At 56.6% G+C, this 18,368-nt stretch carries 13 protein-coding genes and 3 pseudogenes; 7 read left to right on the forward strand and 9 right to left on the reverse strand.

What is annotated here, in order from left to right:
* Nucleotides 1-71: 71 nt before the first annotated feature.
* From NKF06_RS13850 to NKF06_RS13860, 3 genes are all read right to left on the reverse strand, one after another.
* Nucleotides 72-1,070, reverse strand: a complete 999-nt coding sequence (locus NKF06_RS13850) for a carbohydrate ABC transporter permease (protein ID WP_253245728.1) — start codon at nucleotides 1,068-1,070, stop codon at nucleotides 72-74.
* Nucleotides 1,070-2,062: a sugar ABC transporter permease gene (locus NKF06_RS13855; protein ID WP_253245729.1), complete on the reverse strand. Its 993-nt coding sequence runs from the start codon at nucleotides 2,060-2,062 to the stop codon at nucleotides 1,070-1,072. Before NKF06_RS13855 ends, NKF06_RS13850 begins: the two co-directional genes overlap by 1 nt.
* Nucleotides 2,063-2,125: 63 nt before the next feature.
* Complete coding sequence (locus NKF06_RS13860; RefSeq protein WP_253245730.1) at nucleotides 2,126-3,616, reverse strand: substrate-binding domain-containing protein; 1,491 nt, start codon at nucleotides 3,614-3,616, stop codon at nucleotides 2,126-2,128.
* Between the two features lie 97 nt (nucleotides 3,617-3,713).
* Between NKF06_RS13860 and NKF06_RS13865 the strand changes: the two genes are divergently transcribed.
* The 3 genes and pseudogenes from NKF06_RS13865 to NKF06_RS13875 all read left to right on the forward strand — a co-directional run.
* Nucleotides 3,714-5,723, forward strand: coding sequence for a glycoside hydrolase family 15 protein (locus NKF06_RS13865; protein ID WP_253245731.1), 2,010 nt, complete (start codon nucleotides 3,714-3,716; stop codon nucleotides 5,721-5,723).
* 107 nt (nucleotides 5,724-5,830) lie between these two features.
* The gene (locus tag NKF06_RS13870) at nucleotides 5,831-6,895 is read left to right on the forward strand and encodes a TrmB family transcriptional regulator (RefSeq protein WP_253245732.1); all 1,065 of its coding nucleotides are present in this window, start codon (nucleotides 5,831-5,833) and stop codon (nucleotides 6,893-6,895) included.
* A gap of 314 nt (nucleotides 6,896-7,209) precedes the next feature.
* Nucleotides 7,210-7,299: pseudogene (locus NKF06_RS13875) on the forward strand (type II toxin-antitoxin system death-on-curing family toxin); the annotation flags it as partial.
* 640 nt (nucleotides 7,300-7,939) lie between these two features.
* On the opposite strand, the gene NKF06_RS13880 reads toward NKF06_RS13875, so the two are convergent.
* From NKF06_RS13880 to NKF06_RS13900, 5 genes are all read right to left on the reverse strand, one after another.
* Nucleotides 7,940-9,097 carry an FAD-dependent oxidoreductase gene (locus NKF06_RS13880; RefSeq protein WP_253245733.1) on the reverse strand — a complete coding sequence of 386 codons (1,158 nt, stop codon included), beginning with the start codon at nucleotides 9,095-9,097 and terminating at the stop codon, nucleotides 7,940-7,942.
* A 175-nt stretch (nucleotides 9,098-9,272) separates the two neighbouring features.
* Nucleotides 9,273-10,031 carry an aldehyde dehydrogenase family protein gene (locus NKF06_RS13885; protein ID WP_253245734.1) on the reverse strand — a complete coding sequence of 253 codons (759 nt, stop codon included), beginning with the start codon at nucleotides 10,029-10,031 and terminating at the stop codon, nucleotides 9,273-9,275.
* A complete protein-coding gene (locus tag NKF06_RS13890; protein WP_253245735.1) occupies nucleotides 9,988-10,638 on the reverse strand; it encodes an aldehyde dehydrogenase family protein in 651 nt (216 codons plus the stop codon). Before NKF06_RS13890 ends, NKF06_RS13885 begins: the two co-directional genes overlap by 44 nt.
* A gap of 332 nt (nucleotides 10,639-10,970) precedes the next feature.
* Nucleotides 10,971-11,588, reverse strand: a complete 618-nt coding sequence (locus NKF06_RS13895; protein ID WP_253245736.1) for a helix-turn-helix domain-containing protein — start codon at nucleotides 11,586-11,588, stop codon at nucleotides 10,971-10,973.
* Between the two features lie 207 nt (nucleotides 11,589-11,795).
* Nucleotides 11,796-13,319, reverse strand: coding sequence for an aldehyde dehydrogenase family protein (locus tag NKF06_RS13900; protein ID WP_253245737.1), 1,524 nt, complete (start codon nucleotides 13,317-13,319; stop codon nucleotides 11,796-11,798).
* A gap of 147 nt (nucleotides 13,320-13,466) precedes the next feature.
* Here NKF06_RS13900 and NKF06_RS13905 point away from each other — a divergent pair, with 147 nt between their 5' ends.
* The 4 genes and pseudogenes from NKF06_RS13905 to NKF06_RS13920 form a co-directional block, all read left to right on the forward strand.
* The gene (locus NKF06_RS13905; protein ID WP_253245738.1) at nucleotides 13,467-14,531 is read left to right on the forward strand and encodes a zinc-dependent alcohol dehydrogenase family protein; all 1,065 of its coding nucleotides are present in this window, start codon (nucleotides 13,467-13,469) and stop codon (nucleotides 14,529-14,531) included.
* Nucleotides 14,532-15,084: 553 nt separating this feature from the next.
* Nucleotides 15,085-15,753 (forward strand): helix-turn-helix domain-containing protein, encoded by a 669-nt coding sequence (locus tag NKF06_RS13910; RefSeq protein WP_253245739.1) that lies wholly within the window; start codon nucleotides 15,085-15,087, stop codon nucleotides 15,751-15,753.
* 51 nt (nucleotides 15,754-15,804) lie between these two features.
* Nucleotides 15,805-16,896, forward strand: a complete 1,092-nt coding sequence (locus NKF06_RS13915; protein WP_253245740.1) for a saccharopine dehydrogenase NADP-binding domain-containing protein — start codon at nucleotides 15,805-15,807, stop codon at nucleotides 16,894-16,896.
* Nucleotides 16,897-17,096: 200 nt separating this feature from the next.
* Nucleotides 17,097-17,313: pseudogene (locus tag NKF06_RS13920) on the forward strand (transcription initiation factor IIB family protein); the annotation flags it as partial.
* A gap of 393 nt (nucleotides 17,314-17,706) precedes the next feature.
* Here NKF06_RS13920 and NKF06_RS13925 read toward each other — a convergent pair.
* Nucleotides 17,707-18,345, reverse strand: a pseudogene (locus tag NKF06_RS13925) (IS6 family transposase).
* Nucleotides 18,346-18,368: the final 23 nt, after the last annotated feature.

Here is an 18,368-nt window from a genome sequence, read left to right on the forward strand (position 1 = left end):
GTTCATGTCGTCGACCGCCGTTACGTCGTCGTAGTGCTTGCTTACGTGTTCGAGTCGTACTCGTGCCATTGTTATTCTTTAAGTGCTCCTGCGGTCAGTCCGCTGACGATGCGTTCCTGTGCGATGATGACGAGGACGACGACGGGGATGACTCCCACAACACTCGCTGCGGCCATGAGGTTGTACTGCGTCGTGTACTGGGTCTGGTAGCTGAGAATCCCGCCGACGATTGGCGACCACTTGGACGCTTCAGGTGAAGTCGCCATAATCGAGCTGAAGAAGTACTCGTTGTAGACGCTGATGAACGTGAGGACGCCCGCGGTCGCCACGCCGGGTGCCGAAAGCGGCACGATGACGCGGAACAGCGCGCCTAGCCGGGTCGTCCCCTCAACCCGTGCCGCATCCTCCAACCCGTCGGGAATCTGCCCGTAGAAGGTCGTGAGGATGAATATCGACAGCGGGAGGAACAGCGCGCTAAACGGCATGACCATCGACCCCGGGGTGTTCAGCAGTCGGGGCGGTGTGAATAGCGGGACGCCTATGAAGGGTATCGTTATCGGAGCGTTACCGGCGAACGCCTGAAACAGCGGGATGACGAACGCTGCGGGCGGGAAATAACTGATGGCGAGGATACCGAGCATCAACAGCGCGCGCCCGGGGAACTCGATTCGTCCGAACACGTAGCCTGCGAGGCTCGCGACGATGAGGACGATAACTGTCGTCGTGGCGGCTAGTACGAAGCTATTCAGCACGTACAGGTGGAACGGAACCTGTTCGAAGACGGTAACGAACGCTGTCGGATTGAACCCCTTCGGTACAGGGAGCGGGAACGTGCCCCTGACGCCGAACAGGTCGACCGTCGGGAGGAAGCTCCCGGACAGCAGGTTCCCTTGCGGCGTCACCGCGAGGACGAGTAACCAGTAGAACGGGAATACTGTCGTGACCATGAAAAACGCCATTGCGACGTAGAACAACGCTCGATACACGCGTCGTGGGTTGTGGATCGCATTCCGCGCCCACCGTGCGAGCGGTCCGGTGTCGTCTGACGCGCCGTCGGTTTCGCTGGACATTATATCGCGTCCTCCCCCTGCCACAGGATGATTCCCATCACGACGACGCCGATGATGGCCGCCGTAACGAACGCGATGGCGGCAGACGTTCCTTCGTGCGTGTTGAACGTCGAGACGACCATACAGGAGAGTGAGGGGACGACGGTACAGCTCGAGACAGTATCGATGATACCGTACACGCGCATCGCCTGCACCGAGCGGAATAACACCGCAACCCCGATGGTCGGCAGGATGAGCGGGAGTGTGATGTATCTGAACTGCTGCCACTTGCTCGCACCGGCGACGCGGGCCACGTCGTACAGGCTGCGATTGATGCTCTGGAGCCCGGCAAGGATGAGTAGTGCCATGAACGCCGAGGTCTTCCAGATGTCGGCGACGATAATGATGAACGTCGCGCTGACCGTGTCGTTCAGTGTGTTGGTTGGTGCCACTACTCCGAGGTCGGCGAGAATCGGCGTTGCGAACCCGACGTTCGAGTCGAACATCAAGAAGAACATCATCCCCTGGATGACGATTGGGACGGCCCACGGAATGATAATCGCCGCACGGACCCACCGTCGGCCGTAGAAGTCTTGATCTAAGACGAGCGCTTGTCCCAGTCCGATGAGGGTCTCGAACAGTACGCTGGCCACGGCGAAGATGAGAGTGATTACGAGGGCGCTATCGAGGAGACTCGCGGCGTCGAACCCGGTCGGGAGGAACGTCGTCCCGCCGGGGAGGAACCGATTTTTCTCCCCGGTGAACAGCGCGACGTAGTTGTCGAGACCAACGAAACGGACACTAGAGAGGTCGGTCGAGACGGCGTACAGTGACAGCTCGAACGTCCGCAAGAGCGGATAGATGGCCACGATACCGAGCAGGACGAATACCGGGGTCAACAGCAGGTACGCGTACTGCGTGTCGCTCAGGTTCTCCAGCCACCGCAAGAAGCCGACGACTGGTCCCGACTGCCGTGACTCACGTGCCGGTTCCGCAGCCGTATCGGCGCTCATACTATCCCTCCGAGAGGTGTGGGACTCATGGTTTGATCTGGTAAGTGTGGAGCTCTCCGCTCGTCAGTTGCTTCTCTCAGTCTCTTCGAGGCTGGACTGGAGCGTTGCCATCGCCTCGGACGAAGTCACCTCTTGTCCGACCGCGCGATTGGCCTGCTCCGCGATCTTGCTCGATTGGTTGTTCCAGACCGACGTAACCGGTCGAGCCATCGTGTTCTCACCGGCGACGCGGAGCGTGTCCATGTAGTCGCCGGCCGGTTCGAGCTCCGCAGCCGTCTCGGAGTTAAACAGGCTCGCCCGCGGCGGTAGCCACCCCTCGATCTCCAGAAGGAACAGCTGGAACTCCTCGCGCATCGACGCTTGGATGACCTGTGTGACAGCGTCGAGCTTCTGGCTGTTCGGGTTGACAGTGATGTGCCAGCCACCGAGTGCGGAGGTGGACCCACCGGTTCCGGGGAACTGCGCCTCGCTTTCGGGGACGCCGTAGGGAAGCGGCATCGTCCCGAGGTCGTCACCGAACTCCGACGCTGCTTGGTTAATCGCGTACGGCCAGTTGCGGTGGAACACGGCGTTCCCGTCGATGAACGGTGCGAGCGAGCTGTCTTCGATCCACCCGAGGATGTTCGTCGGTGTGAAGCCGCCGCCGTAGTCGCTGAACTCCCCGTCGAAGCTCTCGTCGTGGACGAACTTTCGCATCATATTCAACGAGTTGACCACCGGGTCCGAATCGACGGTGACGGGGCGTTCGCCGACGGGGCCGAACAGGTTCTCGCGACCACCGAAGTAGGCGCCGCCCCACGAAGACAGCACCTCGTTGAAGGTACAACAGGCGGTGCCGACGTAGATATCCCACTGGGTGGTAAAGCCGTAATCGACGCCCGAGACGTCCTGTGCATCCGCAGCGATGTTCGACCACCGCTTCCACGTCATCGGTTCGGTGGCCCAGTTCTCCTCGGTTGGATTGTAACCCGCCTCTTCGACGAGGTCTTTCCGGTACAACATCGTCGGGTAGTCGGGGTACAGCGGAACACCGAACAGGTCCCCGCTGGCGGGGTCGATGGCCGTCTCGGTGAAGCCGCCGAAGTACTCGTTTTCGATGGTCGAAAGCGCACTCTCAGGAAGAACCTCAGAGAGGTTAGCGAGCTGTCCCCGCTGGATGAAGATGTTCACCCAGCCGTTGTCCATCATGAACATATCCGGCGTCGTCTCCTGAGAGCTCAAGAGCCGGTTGTACGTCGACCGGCGCTTCCCGCTGTCCGGCTGCCCCGGCTGGAACTCGACGCGGATGTCGTCCGACAGCCCTCCTTTCTCGTGTAGTGCAGTCCGGAGCTGGTCCGCGTGGTCCTGTGCGACAGTCGCGTCAAAGCCCCAGACGACGGTCGTTCCGCCGCTTTCGGACTCACCGACCTGTCCACCGGTGTCGGAGCCGTTGCCAAACATACTCGCACAGCCGGAGAGGCCCGCTGTGACTCCCGTCGCACCTGCAGCGGTGATAAACCGCCGTCGTGAGACGCTCTTCTTCGTCGTCTTGCTCGTTTCTGGGTTCGCTGTCATCGTCCGAATTGTTCATCAAAATAGGGCCACTTATACTTTAGGGATTAGCTTTGAGATATCACAAGAACTTTATCTGAACTCTGTGGCCTGTAGGTGTATGGGACTCCGACGGTCACTCGACGATTACAAGCAGAACGAAGACGCGACCGACGCATTTCCGGGCGAACGGCGTACGCGGCGAGGCAGATTCAGCGGGTCGGACCAACGCCTCGTTCACGTTTCACCAGCCGGGTCGCTCCGAGACTACTCGTACCCACTTTCGGGATTCGGCGGCATCGTGTCCTCACGTTTCGGCGTCCGTGTCGGCGACGCTGTCGAGTGGTTCGATGCGCTCGACACGGGGAGCCAGACGTACCGAGCGAGTCGGTCGCTCGTCGAGACGACGCACCGTCTCGATGGATTCGACGTGGTACAACGCGACGTTACCGACGGGCTCGCCCACACGACGGCGTTTGAGCTTGGCGACGGTGCTCCGGAAGACATCGAACTGGTCGGATTCGTCGAGATCAGCCCGGAGGGGCGAGATGGGCGCGTTGGGCAACTCGTCCACGACGACGCCGTCGAGGTGTATCACAACCGAGAACACGACTACCTCGGTACCTCGACTGAGTTCGTGGAGTGTACGCCCCAAGTACTCGAGCGGTTCGGCGAGATACTCGCCGCGGAATCGCGGTCGTTTCCGGAGTTCGGTGCGTCCGAAGAGTACGAGGAGAGTCGCCTCACCGGTGGTGTTGGAGTCCGCGTCGCTTTCGAGGGTGGTGAGACCAGTCTCGTCACTCTGCTGTCGGACATCGAAACGCAGTCTCGCTCGGATGCGCTCTCTGCGGTCGCGACCCGGACGCGACGACCCAACAGCGATTCAGTCGCGCTCCTCGCGACGGCACGGCAGGCCGGACAGTACCCCACGGTCACGGACCGGCTCGTCGCGACTGACCTTTCGGTCCTTGAGCTACTCTCCGCACCGACTGGGGCCCGAATTGCAGGACCTGACTTCGACCCGTTCTACCAGTACTCCGGCGGCTATGGCTACACGTGGTTTCGAGACGACGGAGAAGTCTCGACGTTTCTCTTGGAAGCCGACGAATCGCTCGGGTTCGACGCAGCCGAGGCACACCGACAGAGCGCCGAGTTCTACTTGCGGACGCAGTTACCCGACGGCCGGTGGCCTCACCGAGTGTGGCCGATGAACGGCCGGCTTGCGCCGGGTTGGGCGAACGGCCACATCGAGGGCACGGAAACGCAGTACCAAGCCGACCAGACCGCGAGCGTCCTCGTTTTCCTCGCCGAGTACCTCTCGGCATCCCGACAGTCGCTCCGAAACGTCACCGTCGAGGCCATCGAGAGCGCGTTACAGTCGGGAATCGATGGGCTCGACAGTTCGCTAGAAGACGATGGCTTTCCGACGGTATGCGAAAACGCGTGGGAGAATACGAATGGTCGTTTCACGCACACCGCCGCGAAGTTCGTTCAGGCCTACAGTACGATTGCGGCCGTCACGTGCGATGCAACCACCAGAGAGCGTGCAGCGACGCGGGCAACGCAGGTCTTCGACGCGCTCGATATGGCGTGGGCCCCCGACGAGGGTATCTACGCGCTCCGATTAGACGACGGGGACGGTGACTTGGACGACCGAGTCGACAGCACGACGTTCTCGCTCGTTGACGCCTACCTCGCCTACCGGGCCATCGAGGATATCGATGACACGCGATTGCGGCGGCTCGAACGTCACCTCCACACCGCGTTCTCCAGGCTCTGGAAAGAGACCGACGACATCTCCGGACTCACGCGATTCGAGGGCGATACGTGGCGGCAGCGGGGGCAGGGAAGCGAGAAGATTTGGACCGTCTCGACTGGCTGGGGCGCGTACGCGGCCGAGAAGTCGATTCGGCTCTTTTCGTCGACCGACGAATACGACCCCGAGATGTGGGCGGATCGGTTGTTCGACGAAATTGATCTCGACGGCAGTCTGTGTCTTCCATCGGGCTACCTCCCAGAGCAGTTCTTCGACACCGGCGCGCCGGACAGCGCGACGCCGTTGGGTTGGTCCCACGCCATTCGACTGGCAACGCACGCGTCCCGTGTTACTCGAGGTGCCCGCACCGAGTAGGGTTGTTACATTCGAACAACGGAGTTCGAGGCGGCCACGCGCCGGACAGCACCCTGTCTGTACTCTCATACTAAGATTTATCCCCCGCCTTGGCCGAACACTTGGGTATGGTGGAAGACGAGGTGGTGGACAGCCTCATGAGGATCGGGCTCTCGGACAAGGAGTCGCGAGCATACGTGACGATACTCCGTAACGGGGCGACGACAATCCGGGTCGTCTCCGAAGAGGCTGACATCTCTAAGAGTTACGCGTACGATATCGTCGGAAAACTCGAGGAGCGCGACCTCATCGAAATCGACGACCACGTCCAACCGACGCAGTTACGAGCGATTCCGCCCGCAGAGGGCATCGACAATCTCGTTTCCCAACTACAGACTGTCGAGTCCCAGTTAGAGGACCTGTTTGATTCCGAGAGCTACGAACAGCAGAAGTTCAGTATCATCAAATCTCGACGGACGATACTCGCTCAGCTCAACAAGCTGATCGACGCCGCTGAATCGGAACTCGTTCTCGCACTCCCTGCATCGGTTCTTCATCGGGTCGAGGACTCCCTCAGAGAGGCGCAGAGTCGGGGAGTATTTTGTATGCTTCTCGTGACGGAGTACGACGGCACGAGTTCGATCGACGGCGCGACCGCGAGTATCATCCAGACGTGGAGCGCCCCGGCACCAGTGACGCTTACCGTTGACCGGAGTGACGGTATCATCGCCTCGGCAGATGCAATACTGAACTCGAACTCCGATGAGTACGCCATCTACCACGCCGAGGAGCATATCGTCTCCTCGTTGTTTGACTCGTTTATCGCCAACTACTGGCCGATGGGCGAGCAGGTGCACGTCGGGTCGAAACGCCAACTGCCGGCGACGTTCACGAGCTTCCGCCACGCGGTGTTCGACGCGACGCTACATCTGATGGACGGAGCTGTCGTCACGGCCGAGATGGATATCCGTCCCACCCAGAGCAACGCGGCGTTCGAGACGACCACTGGGACGATCGTGGCGGTGAAACAGAGCCTCATTCGGCCCTTCTCGAACGACTTTCCGACTCAGGAGTCGTTCGTCGTTGAGACGTCTGATGACACGTTTACCGTCGGTGGCTCGAAGGCGTTCTTGGAGGATTTCGAGGCTCAGCGCGTCGTCTTCCGCTCGGTCAGCGATGCGGAACAGGATTAGGCTTCTTGCACTTGCTCACCGACCAGTCGCGATGGACTGCCGTGCGTGGATCGCCGCTGCTTTCCTCCCGGTCAGGTCCACCCCAACCTTCGACGTCACTCACGTAGCGTGAAGGTCCGCTTTGCTCGTCCACGAACTGGTCTCACGTTTCAGGATGGAGCTTTGACGCCGGCCACTCTGCCATCTGACCTCGGTGCCGGTACTTATTCGACTCGGCCCGAAGACAACGAACCCACGGGGACCGTCTTCGTCGCCGAACTTCTACGCGCCGACTGACTCGACTGCGGTTTCTGTAGTACAGTACGACATCATCCTTCGTCGACGGGAACAAGCGAACGGCGCTCCGAACGGTGGTTGTCTTTTACATGCTGAACGGACACACGTTCGACTACGGCGACGAAATTCTGGAACGATTGAGCCGTTCGCAACTTGACGCTGCCTGTCTGTCGAATTTCTTGTTTTGCGTACGCGTATCGGTTTTGAGCCCATTCCACAGTGCCTTCCTATCGTTAACAGGATGCCGTTGAATTCTTGGTTTAGTATAAACGATAACACCTGCTTCCTTTGTGTCAGATATCCAAAGGCCAATGTCGAACGGGTGGTTCCCAGTATATAGTTCCAATTGCGACCCAACTACGTCGTTATCTGTAAAATTTGGTAGCCTTATATTCGAACAAAGCAACTTTTAGTCTTCTTGAACTGCACCTGAATAGATGGTTTCACTCCTCTCTAAAACGCGCCCCGGGCGAGTAGTAGACATTGTTCTCGTCGCTGTTATTCTCCTAGCTATTCTAGACCACTTTAGCGTGGTTGAGATTACTTCGACAAGCATCTACATATTCTTCTTTATCACTCCTCTTGGGTTTCTCCGGTTGTACGTCGATTACCAATACAAGAAGCGGCCTATCAAACAACAACACTGATCTTCGTCTTAGGTAGTCCACGACAAGACGGCCCAGTACTTGGTCAGCGAGCCCATCGACGCGGACGTCATTACTGCGGTCCCATCGGGACCACACCGCTTTCCCTACACTCTCCACGACATTACAGCGCGTCCCACGATTTGAGGGCTCGGGGCCACGACGTGAGGTCAGCAATCCACCGCGCTGCGATGAATTTCTTCAGGAATTTCGCGGGGTAGGAGCCAAACGTATCGATTGGTGCGATCTCCACATCGTGTGCGATTGTAGCTTCTCCAACGGAGATGAGCGTTCCTTTGTCAGTGTACGCCCACGTCTTGAGCGGCTGACCGGCAATGCTTCGGAGCAGGTTTTCGGCTGCTGTCTCAGCTGCTTGCCAAGCTGCTTGGGCGGTCGGTGGGATGAGACTCCCGTCGACATCGACGAGTGCCGCATCGCCAATCGCAAACACCCGGTCATCACTGGTTTGGAAGGTCGCATCCGCTTTAGCGCGATTGTGCTCTGTGTCAATCGCAGCAGCGGCCATGGCGTCACGGCCTGTGATTCCACCAGTCCAGATAAACAGATCGTATTCGAGTGAGTCTCCACTTGCAAACTGAATCCGGTCAGTCTCAGCTCTGGTGATCGGGTCGGCCGTGTGAATAGTGACGTCTGCGTGGTCTAACGCACGCCGAACAGACTCCTGTAAGCTTGGAGAGTGACCTGGCATGATCGAGTCTTGGGCCTCCACAAGATGAATATCTAGGGGCAGATCTGCTTCATCACGCAGGGTGGCGATTTCACCCGCAGTTTGTATGCCAGAAAGACCAGCGCCACCAATGATAATCTGTGCAGGATGGTCCACCGTGGTGCGCTGTCCGTGTGCCATGAGTGTTTGATGGATCGAGAGTGCATCCTCGAGCGATTTGAGCGTGTGTGCACGTGTATCCAGCCCAGGGATCCCATAGTACGCCGTTTGGCTCCCTAGTGCAACGAGGAGATAGTCATAGGGGATTTCAGTACCGGTCGTGAGACTCACAGTTTGCTCAGCTGTATTAACCGCTTCAACATGGCCTTCGACAAACTGTGTTGCAGGGCCTTTGATGTCGCGAATTGGAATCGTAACCTTCTGTTGTGAGTCTGGATTCCGAATCACACGGTGGACCTCGTGCAGGATGAGATGGTAATCCTGGTTGTTGACCCAGGTGAGGTTCACATCCCGGTCTCCGATATTCTGTTCTAAGTACTGTACTGCGCTCGTCCCCGCGTATCCCGCACCGAGTATTACAATATCATGTCCCATGCCTCATTATACATTACAAATAATACCAATCTAGCGCACTTGGCAATACTTGAAACATAGAAAGCGGAAAAGTGAATTAGAACTCACCCAACATGGCGGGGGCGAGGTTATACTGTTCGTTCCAAGGCCGCTGTTGGGGCAGTCTCACACAGACTCGAGGCGGAAGCCCACGACGTTAGTCGTGGATCACTGATTCAAGTGAGATATTGATACATTTTGTTTGGGTGTACTCTTCGAGCGTTTCGAGGGCTGTTTCACGCCCGGATCCAGATTTCTTGTAGCCACCGAACGGCTGCCCCGCTGGGAACTCGTTGTAGGTGTTCACCCAGATGTTTCCTGCCTCGATGTCTTTCGCTGTTTTGTAGGCCTGATTGATATCGTTTGTAATGATACCCGCAGCAAGTCCAAATTCAACCTCGTTCGCTAACTCGATCATTTCATCGTACGAGGACCACGTGAAGACCGTCTCAACGGGTCCGAAGATCTCTTCTTGTGCTGGCCGACTCCCGTGGTCGAGGTCACCAATAACCGTCGGTGAGACGAAATACCCGTTCGAAAGGGCGGTGTCCTCGGGCTTCTCTCCACCAGCCAAGATCGCTGCATCAGCCTCGCGGGCCCACCGGATATAGCGCATCGTCCGCTCAAGTTCGGTTTGAGTTACCTTTGGCCCGAGATCAGTCGCTTCCAATAGTGGGTCACCGATTGTGAGATCCTCAATCTCAGCCACGAATGTATCGAGGAATTCATCGTGGATATCCTCGTGGATGAGTAGCCGAGTCCCGGCAGCACAACACTCTCCAGTATTAAAGACGAGCGCATTCAGTGTGACATCAACGGCGTTCTCGAGGTTTGCATCTGGGTAGATGACGACTGGGCTTTTGCCACCCAACTCAAGCGTTAGGTCCGTAATCGTGTCTGCGGCATTTTTTATCACACCTTGGCCAACTTCCGTTGACCCGGTGAACGCAATTTTTTTGAACGTCGCGATGCTTCACGAGCGGTGAGCCAGCCTCAGCACCAAACCCAGTGACCACGTTGACAACGCCAGCCGGAAGCACAGCATCGATTTCGCGCATGAGTTCGAGAATCGACAACGGAGTCTCTTCGGCCGGCTTCAGCACGACCGTGTTCCCGGCGGCGAGGGCTGGGCCGAGTTTCCAGGCGGCCATCAAAAGTGGGAAGTTCCACGGAATGATCTGTCCCACCACGCCGTAGGGCTCTCGCAGTGTCTGGATGTGGTTGTCAGTCCCACTTGGAATCGTTTTCCCTTCCGTAACACGGACTGCCCCTGCGAAGTACCGAAAGTGGTCAATAACTAATTCGATGTCGTGGCGTGCTTCCGTAATTGGTTTGCCGTTGTCGAGTGTCTCAAGCTTCGCAAACGCTTCTTTTCGTGCCTCGATCCGCTCTGCAATCTCGGTCAGGAGCACTTGGCGATCTGCTGGCGAGTACGTCGACCACCGTTTAGTGTACGCCTCCTCAGCAGCGGCGACGGCCCGGTTGATGTCCTCCGCGTTTCCAGCCTGCACGCTCGCGAGCACTTCGCCAGTAGTTGGGTCGTATGTGTTGAACGTTTGCCCAGTCTCACTATCCACCCACTCACCTCCGATATACAATTGCCCATCATCAGCGGGGATAAGGTCGGCTGCAACGTCCCGGTGCCGTTGCTTAATCTGATTTTCCCGCTCTGCTGATGTTTGAGAATCTATTGACATGGTAGACTGGCTCTAGCCAAAAGATCCTACACGATTCTACATAACTATTTGGTGTACACCGTACCGCTGACGTAGCGTGGGCCAGGCAACCGTACCGTAGCCACTATCGGTCCACAGCCTTGAACAGACGGTCCACGTGCTATCTCCCCACCAGTCGTTTACTTGTTCCCGCGGTCAAGAACGACTTTGGTATCGTCTTTTTCGGTCTGTTCGTCCGCTGATTGGAGAGCGGCTTTGTCCAGATATTTTTGCCCTTCTTCGGTTTCGGTGAGAAGATGCTCTAACACTCCCATGTCGCTGCGGAACTTGTGGACTTCCGGAAGGGAACTCGAATCGAACTGCGCAATGAGGTCCCCATGTTTCTTGAAGAAATTACGCTTCCATTCTTCCTTATTCTCGCTTTTCCGGAACCGCGCGATAAACTGCCACTGGTGGTAGTCATCGGCATTAAAGAACATCAGCACGTGGGGGTCGTTCATCAGATCGTCATAGCACTCCTCCCAGCGGTCTTCGAAGTTCGGATAATGAAACGCAATCTGAAAGAGATAGTGCTCAAAAAAGTCCTCGTTCAACAGTACAGCTTTCTGGAAGATATTCTGCTCGCTGAGTTCCCGAAGGATGTCGTTCACCCGATTGTGCGACAGTGAGATGTCATACTCTTCCTCAAGGATGTCTCGCAACGCACGCACGGAGGCTGTTGGGTGTTCAACACGGAGTTTGAGAATCACGATGTCGCGCGGAGAGATGTCGTCAATTTCATCGATAGAGGGAGACATGCCTTGCTTCAGACTATACCGTTCCAAACTAAAGATCTTTTCACTGTCTGCAGTTCAAACGGCAAACCCAAGTGACATTTTCATCCGGTAAACGGAATTCAGGTTCCAAATCCACAGGTCGTTTCCTGATCCGTTGTGGGGACGCGATGACCGCTGCTGAAGAGAGACTCACCACCCGAGATTGAGCGTGCCCAGTTCCACTTGGAACTAGTCGAGACTGATATTGATCGTTTTCGTCTGCGTATAGTGTTTGATTGCTTCGTAGGCTGTTTCACGGCCGATGCCAGACTGTTTGTAGCCACCGAACGGCTGCCCCGCTGGGAACTCGTTGTAGGTGTTCACCCAGATGTTTCCTGCCTCGATGTCTTTCGCTGTTTTGTAGGCCTGATTGATATCGTTTGTAATGATACCCGCAGCAAGGCCATAGTCGACATCGTTCGCTAACTCGATCATGTCGTCGTATGACGACCACTCAAAGAGCGTTTCAACGGGTCCGAAAATCTCTTCTTGAACGGGGCGGCTCTCGTGATCGATGTCCGTAAGCAACGTCGGATTCACGAAGCAACCCTCAGAAAGCGCTTCGTCATCGGGTGCGTCGCCACCTGTCACGACCTCCGCCCCGACGTTTTTCGCCTCGTTGATGTAGTCGAGAGTTCTGTTGGCTTGCTCTTTCGTGACTTTTGGTCCAAGCGTCGTCTCTTCGAGGAGTGGGTCACCGACCTGGAGTTCTTCAATCTCAGCCACGAATGCATCGAGGAATTCGGATTTAATATCTTCATGCACCAAGAGGCGCGTGCCTGCACAACAGCACTCTCCGGTATTGTGGAACATCCCAATTCTCGCAACATTGGCTGCCTTTTCGACATCAGCGTCGGGATAAATCACCACTGGGCTTTTCCCTCCCAGTTCGAGCGTGACATCGGTAATCGTATCTGCTGCACTTTTCATCACACCGCGGCCGACTTCCGTCGATCCTGTGAATGCAAGCTTTTGAATTCCCTCGTGACGAGAGAGTGGTTCACCCGCTTCAGCACCAAACCCAGTGACCACGTTGACAACGCCAGCCGGAAGCACAGCATCGATTTCGCGCATGAGTTCGAGAATCGACAACGGAGTCTCTTCGGCCGGCTTCAGCACGACCGTGTTCCCGGCGGCGAGGGCTGGGCCGAGTTTCCAGGCGGCCATCAAAAGTGGGAAGTTCCACGGAATGATCTGTCCCACCACGCCGTAGGGCTCTCGCAGTGTCTGGATGTGGTTGTCGGTCCCACCTGGAATCGTTTTTCCCTCGTTCACACGGGTTGCACCCGCGAAGTATCTGAAGTGATCAATGACGAGGCTGACGTCGATGCGAGCCTCAGAAACCGGCTTCCCATTATCAAGTGATTCGAGCGTGGCGAAGTCGCCCTTTCGGGATTCGATCCGGTCTGCAATTTGATTCAGAACTCGTTGTCGGTCGGCCGCGGAGGCAGCTGCCCATCGATTGTCGTACGCATCCCAGGCTGCGTCGACAGCCCGGTCGATGTCCTCAGCACTGCCAGCCTGAATCTCGGCCAGGGCTTCGCCAGTGGTTGGATCGTGCGTGTGGAACGTCTTGCCAGACGAACTTTTGACCCACTCGCCGCCAATGTACAATTTCGCAGTCTCAGATGGGATCAGTTCATCCGCTGCACGTCGGTGTCGTTGTCTAATCGCGCTCTCCGAGTCAGTCGACGACTGTGAATCAGTTGCCATCGCGATAGGGAATATCATGCACCATCTATTAAACATTCCCCTAATTACATTATATTCGAATCCAGATATGGGATTTTGAGGTTACAATATACGCCATTTGCTCTATTCAGTATTTATTTATAACTCCATGATAGATCATGACATGCAATGCGAGCAGTAGTGTTGGAGGAATTCCAAAAGCCGCTTGAAGTACAGGAAGTTGAACGACCAGAGCCTGCGCCACACGGCGTTGTTGCAAAGGTTGATGGATGTGGTGTCTGCCGTAGCGACTGGCACTGCTGGCAGGGCGACTGGGACTGGTTTGGATACCGCCCCGACCCGCCGCACATCCTCGGCCACGAACCCTGTGGGACCGTTGTTGAGGTCGGTGACGACGTCGAAAGCGTCACCGAAGGCGATCATATCGCGATCCCATTTAATTTCGCGTGTGGGAAATGTGACCTCTGTCGGAACGGTCACGAGAATATCTGTGAAAACCACGTCGGGCTCGGGTTCATGAACGAAGCTCCGGGTGCATTCGCTGAGGAGGTCCACATCCCGAACGCGGATATTAACGCTGTCCCACTCCCAAGTGGTATCGATGCTGACACCGCTGCTGGGATTGGCTGCCGATTTATGACGTCATTCCACGCGATGGCGCACCGAGGCGACGTTGGACACGGCGAGAACGTGGTCGTCCACGGTCTCGGTGGTATTGGCCTCTCAGCCGTTCACATCGCCAATGCCCTCGGAGCGAACGTTATCGGGGTCGACCTCTTCGATGAAAAGCTCGAAAAGGCTGAAAGTCTCGGGGCCGTCGAGACGATTAATGCAAGCGCAGTAGATGACCCCGCAAAGGAGGTCCACGATATTACGAATGGTGGTGCTGACTGTTCGGTCGACGCTCTGGGCATCAAAACCACCTGTCTGAACGCTGTGAACTCTCTCAGGAAAGGAGGTCGGCACGTCCAGATCGGTCTGACGACTGCCGATGAAAAGGGTCAGGTCCCGTTGCCCACCGACGAGTTCGTTGCCAAAGAGATCGACTTCCGAGGCTCGCTCGGACTGCAACCGTCTCGCTACTCCGAGATGCTCGATATGATCAAGACAGGGAAGCTTGACCCCACAGAACTCGTTTCTGAGACGATCACACTCGACGAAGTTCCGGACACGCTCGCAGCAATGAGTGACTACGATACGATGGGCATCCCCGTCTGCAACGACTTCAGCTAACCACAGTCGCCACCGCTTCTTTTTGACAGTTGTTAGCCACCGGTGACAGAACAGCGACATTCGTAGCTCGCATTCTCACATATTCCTCGCTCCAAAACGAATAGCACTAGGAGCCTGGTAATTCGAACCAGAGAGGTGCATGCCATACGGACACTCCTAGGCTACCGTGATGTGGTGGTTGTACACCTCCGGTCAGTCCAGGGTGCGTATCCACAACGGTGGTGACACGGGTGGACACCAAAGTGTCACAAGACACTGGTCGCCAGCACTGGCGATCCACAGCAGCGTTCATGAGCTACACATGGGCAGTAGGGTGACGAACATACACCGTGAGTGGCGAGGGTCGCCAACTCCTCACTGCATCTTATCCAATGAATTAATATTATAAATAAATTTCCATTCTCCGATTCGGTGCGAGAATTACTCTGTAATAGACTATATGGGATAATTTGTAACCTTCGTCTCATACTGTCCGTTTCGGGGGAGGAGCGATTGGTGCTATATCCGAGTATACTCGAGTGGTTCTTATCTCTCAGGATACACACGGATCACTATGCGTTATGCCTCCGGGGTTCTCGTCTGGAACGATGCGGAACTCCATCCAGTTGAAACTGCTATTGAAGCCAGTCCTGCCGTGACGATAGAGACGACACATCAGATCAATAGAGCTGGCGAGCGGTTCGTCGAACTGAGCGAATTCTCAGGTGACATGGCGACGCTCGAACGACTTCTCGCAGCCGAAGCTTCTGTCCACGACTTTGCGGTGACACCCGAGACCGGACTCGCGTATCTGGAGTACGACCAATCCTCATCGATGACGCAGTTGTTCGCTATTCTCACGGCGTATTCGCTCATTCTCATCCCACCGATCGAATACACCGACGAATACGAGGGGCGCGGCGTTCGTCTCACAGTCGTTGGCACGGAATCCGCAATCACACGGATTACCGCGGCCCTGCCACCGGAAATTGAGCTCTACCCGGAGCGCGTCGGTGAGTATGTCCCCAATCGAGGCCTCCTCGAAGACCGACTCACCGACCGACAACGCGACGTGTTTGAGACCGCCATCAGGCTAGGCTACTACGAGGTACCGCGAGAAGCGACACACGAAGAAATCGCGGCGGTGGTCGGGCGAGCGCCAGCGACGGTCTCAGAACAGCTCCAGCGGATCGAAGCCAATCTGCTGCCTCGCTATCTCGAAGCGGAGTGTGGAAATATATGACCCGAGCATACTCGGAGTTACTTCTACTATCGATCATCACGGAATCTCAGTATGTCCCGGACTGATGCGTCCGTTCTCGTTGTCGGTGGCTACGGCACTATCGGCCGGACTGTCTGTACTGAACTCGCCGAACGTAGCCAGCGAGAGGTCCTCGCCGCGGGTCGATCTCCAGAGAAGGCACGGGACTTCGCACGTTCGGTCAACGGTGTCGAACCTCGGTTCCTCGATGTGAGCGACAGGGCGGGCTACGCTGACGCTCTCGACAACGTAGGAACGGTGGTTATGTGTTTGGATCAGGACACGCCGCAGTTCGCAAAAGCCTGTCTCAACCACGGTAGCGACTACGTCGACATCTCACCGACAGACTCGCTTCTCCAAGAAATCGAATCGTTCGACGATCTCGCCCGCGAACGAGGCGCGACTGCCGTCCTCAGTGTCGGACTATCGCCCGGGATGACGAACCTCTTCGTTAGCGAAGCGGCTGACGAACTCGACAGTGTCGACCGAGTGGATATCACCCTCTTGCTAGGTCTCGGAGAGGCATTCGGTCCAGACACGGTCAAATGGACTATTGAGGATGCTCTCGGTTCTTTCTCGGTTCGAAACGACGGCGAGTCTCTCTCTGTCGTCGGTCTCACTGACCCTCGGGTCGTCAATATCCCTGGATGGGGGCGACGCCGGGCGTATCGTGCAAACCTCGCTGATCAACACGTCCTCGCCCGGGCGACGAATATTCCAACGATCGAAAGCAGACTGTGTTATGACTCTCGTATCGTTACTCGCTACCTCGCGGTGCTACGCCGAACCGGGGTGTACCGGCCGGCCATCTCAGTATTAGGAGTCGATGGAATCGTCAAATTGGCCGACGCCGTCCCGTTCGGATCTAACGAGTCGGTGATCAAAGTGGAGGTATTCGGTCGGGTTGACGGTGGAGAAAAGCGAATCGAGCGCTGGGTTCGCGGACCCGACCAAGCCCGAGCGACTGCGATCGTGAGTGCACGTGTTACCGAGGCCTTGGAACCGTCTTCCCCTGCGGGTGTCCACCACATTCAGGAGCTGTTCAGTAGCGGCTCGCTCTCCGACGCGCTGGTTGAGTCCGGGTACACCGTCGGCCGAGCAGAACAATGCGGAGACCAGGCTTGAGTGGAGATGATCACAGTAAAATTCTGCTGTGCTATCACTGTTGTCGTTGGTGAACGATGTCAATTCAAATAAGGCCTATTCCGACTACCCACCACACGCACAGGACGGTGAGCGTAATGATGGGAAGCTAAGTGAGATACAATCCCCAGTAGCCGATAGGGTGCACTTCCCAAGCTCCACTGACGCGGGCTGGGAGTCGACGAAGAACCGTCAGCGGCCTTGAAATTTCAGATTCGGTTTGGAATTAGGCTGTCAGCTGTTCCGGAGTGCTCAGGATGAAGCCCCGCTTCGAGGCCGATCAATCGGGGCGATCGCGGCAGCAAGCGTCCACGGGGCCGGTCGCTGTAACGGCCACACACGGTCATCAACGACGTCGTCGACACAGCACGCGTCCAACAATTGAGAGTCGCGAATGCACCGCCGTCGGGTCTCGGTAGGTTCGACAGAGAATAGATGTGGTCGAGAACGGCACTACCAACCGTCACGACATCGAACGATAACATACGCCTACTCAACGGTGGTGCGTCTTGAACATACAGGGATTGCGGTTTACAGGTCTGTATTGAGTCCGTGGTCTCGCTGTTGTATCCATCCTTGTCGATAGTTATCACCACGAGAATTGGTGGCGAGTATGAGCCTCACGGCCTCGGATAGCACCGGCCGATGGGAGACTAGACACAGGACGCTTCAAGTGCAACGGAGTCGGCGACGAGACCCCTTGTTCAGGTTGAGTGATGGGTGAGTACCTCCCCGATTGTGACTGCAGACAATATGCTCACACTGTTGAAAAAGAAACTAAAACGGCACTGTCTAGTTAGTGACCTCCTCAACCGGGGTTCGTCCATCGAGCGCTTGATGCGGTCTCTGAAAATTATAGTATTGCGCGAATTGTAGAAAACATTCGCGGACGCTCCCATGACTGCCCACCCACGAATTATGGAAGCGGTCGACTCGCATTTTGAGGGTGTGAAACCACGTTTTGATGAGGTTTCGCTCAACGTAGTCCAGCCGACCGCTCAATCCTACTCGAGAGAGGGCAGTCTGATAGCCGTAGCCATCAACGAGAAACACAGCGTCTGAGAGATCGTGTTTCTCCGAGCATCGATGGAGAAACGCAGCAGCCGGATCGGTACCATGTCGTCCAAACAATTCGACGTCGGGAATCAGCTTCGTCTCGGTCTCTATTGCAGCGAACAACCAAGACTACTCGCCATTAATTTTGACAGCGGTCTCGTCGACCGCAACCCGCCTCGGCTTCGCCTCTGGCGGGTTGTGACCGCTGTCAGCCAGTCGATGTACCCACTGCCAAACAGCTTGATGAGACCGTTCAACGCCGAGCATTCGAAGAATCTTTTTTGTCTCTCTGAGTGAACAATCGGTCGCGTGAAGCTGGAGGGTGAACGCCCTGACGGGCGTTCTCAGAACGCTTCGCGTTCTGATGGGCTGCACGAGAGCTTTGCTCTCGTGAACGT

Source organism: Haloferax sp. AB510, from assembly GCF_024136985.1.
Taxonomy (GTDB): Archaea; Halobacteriota; Halobacteria; order Halobacteriales; family Haloferacaceae; genus Haloferax.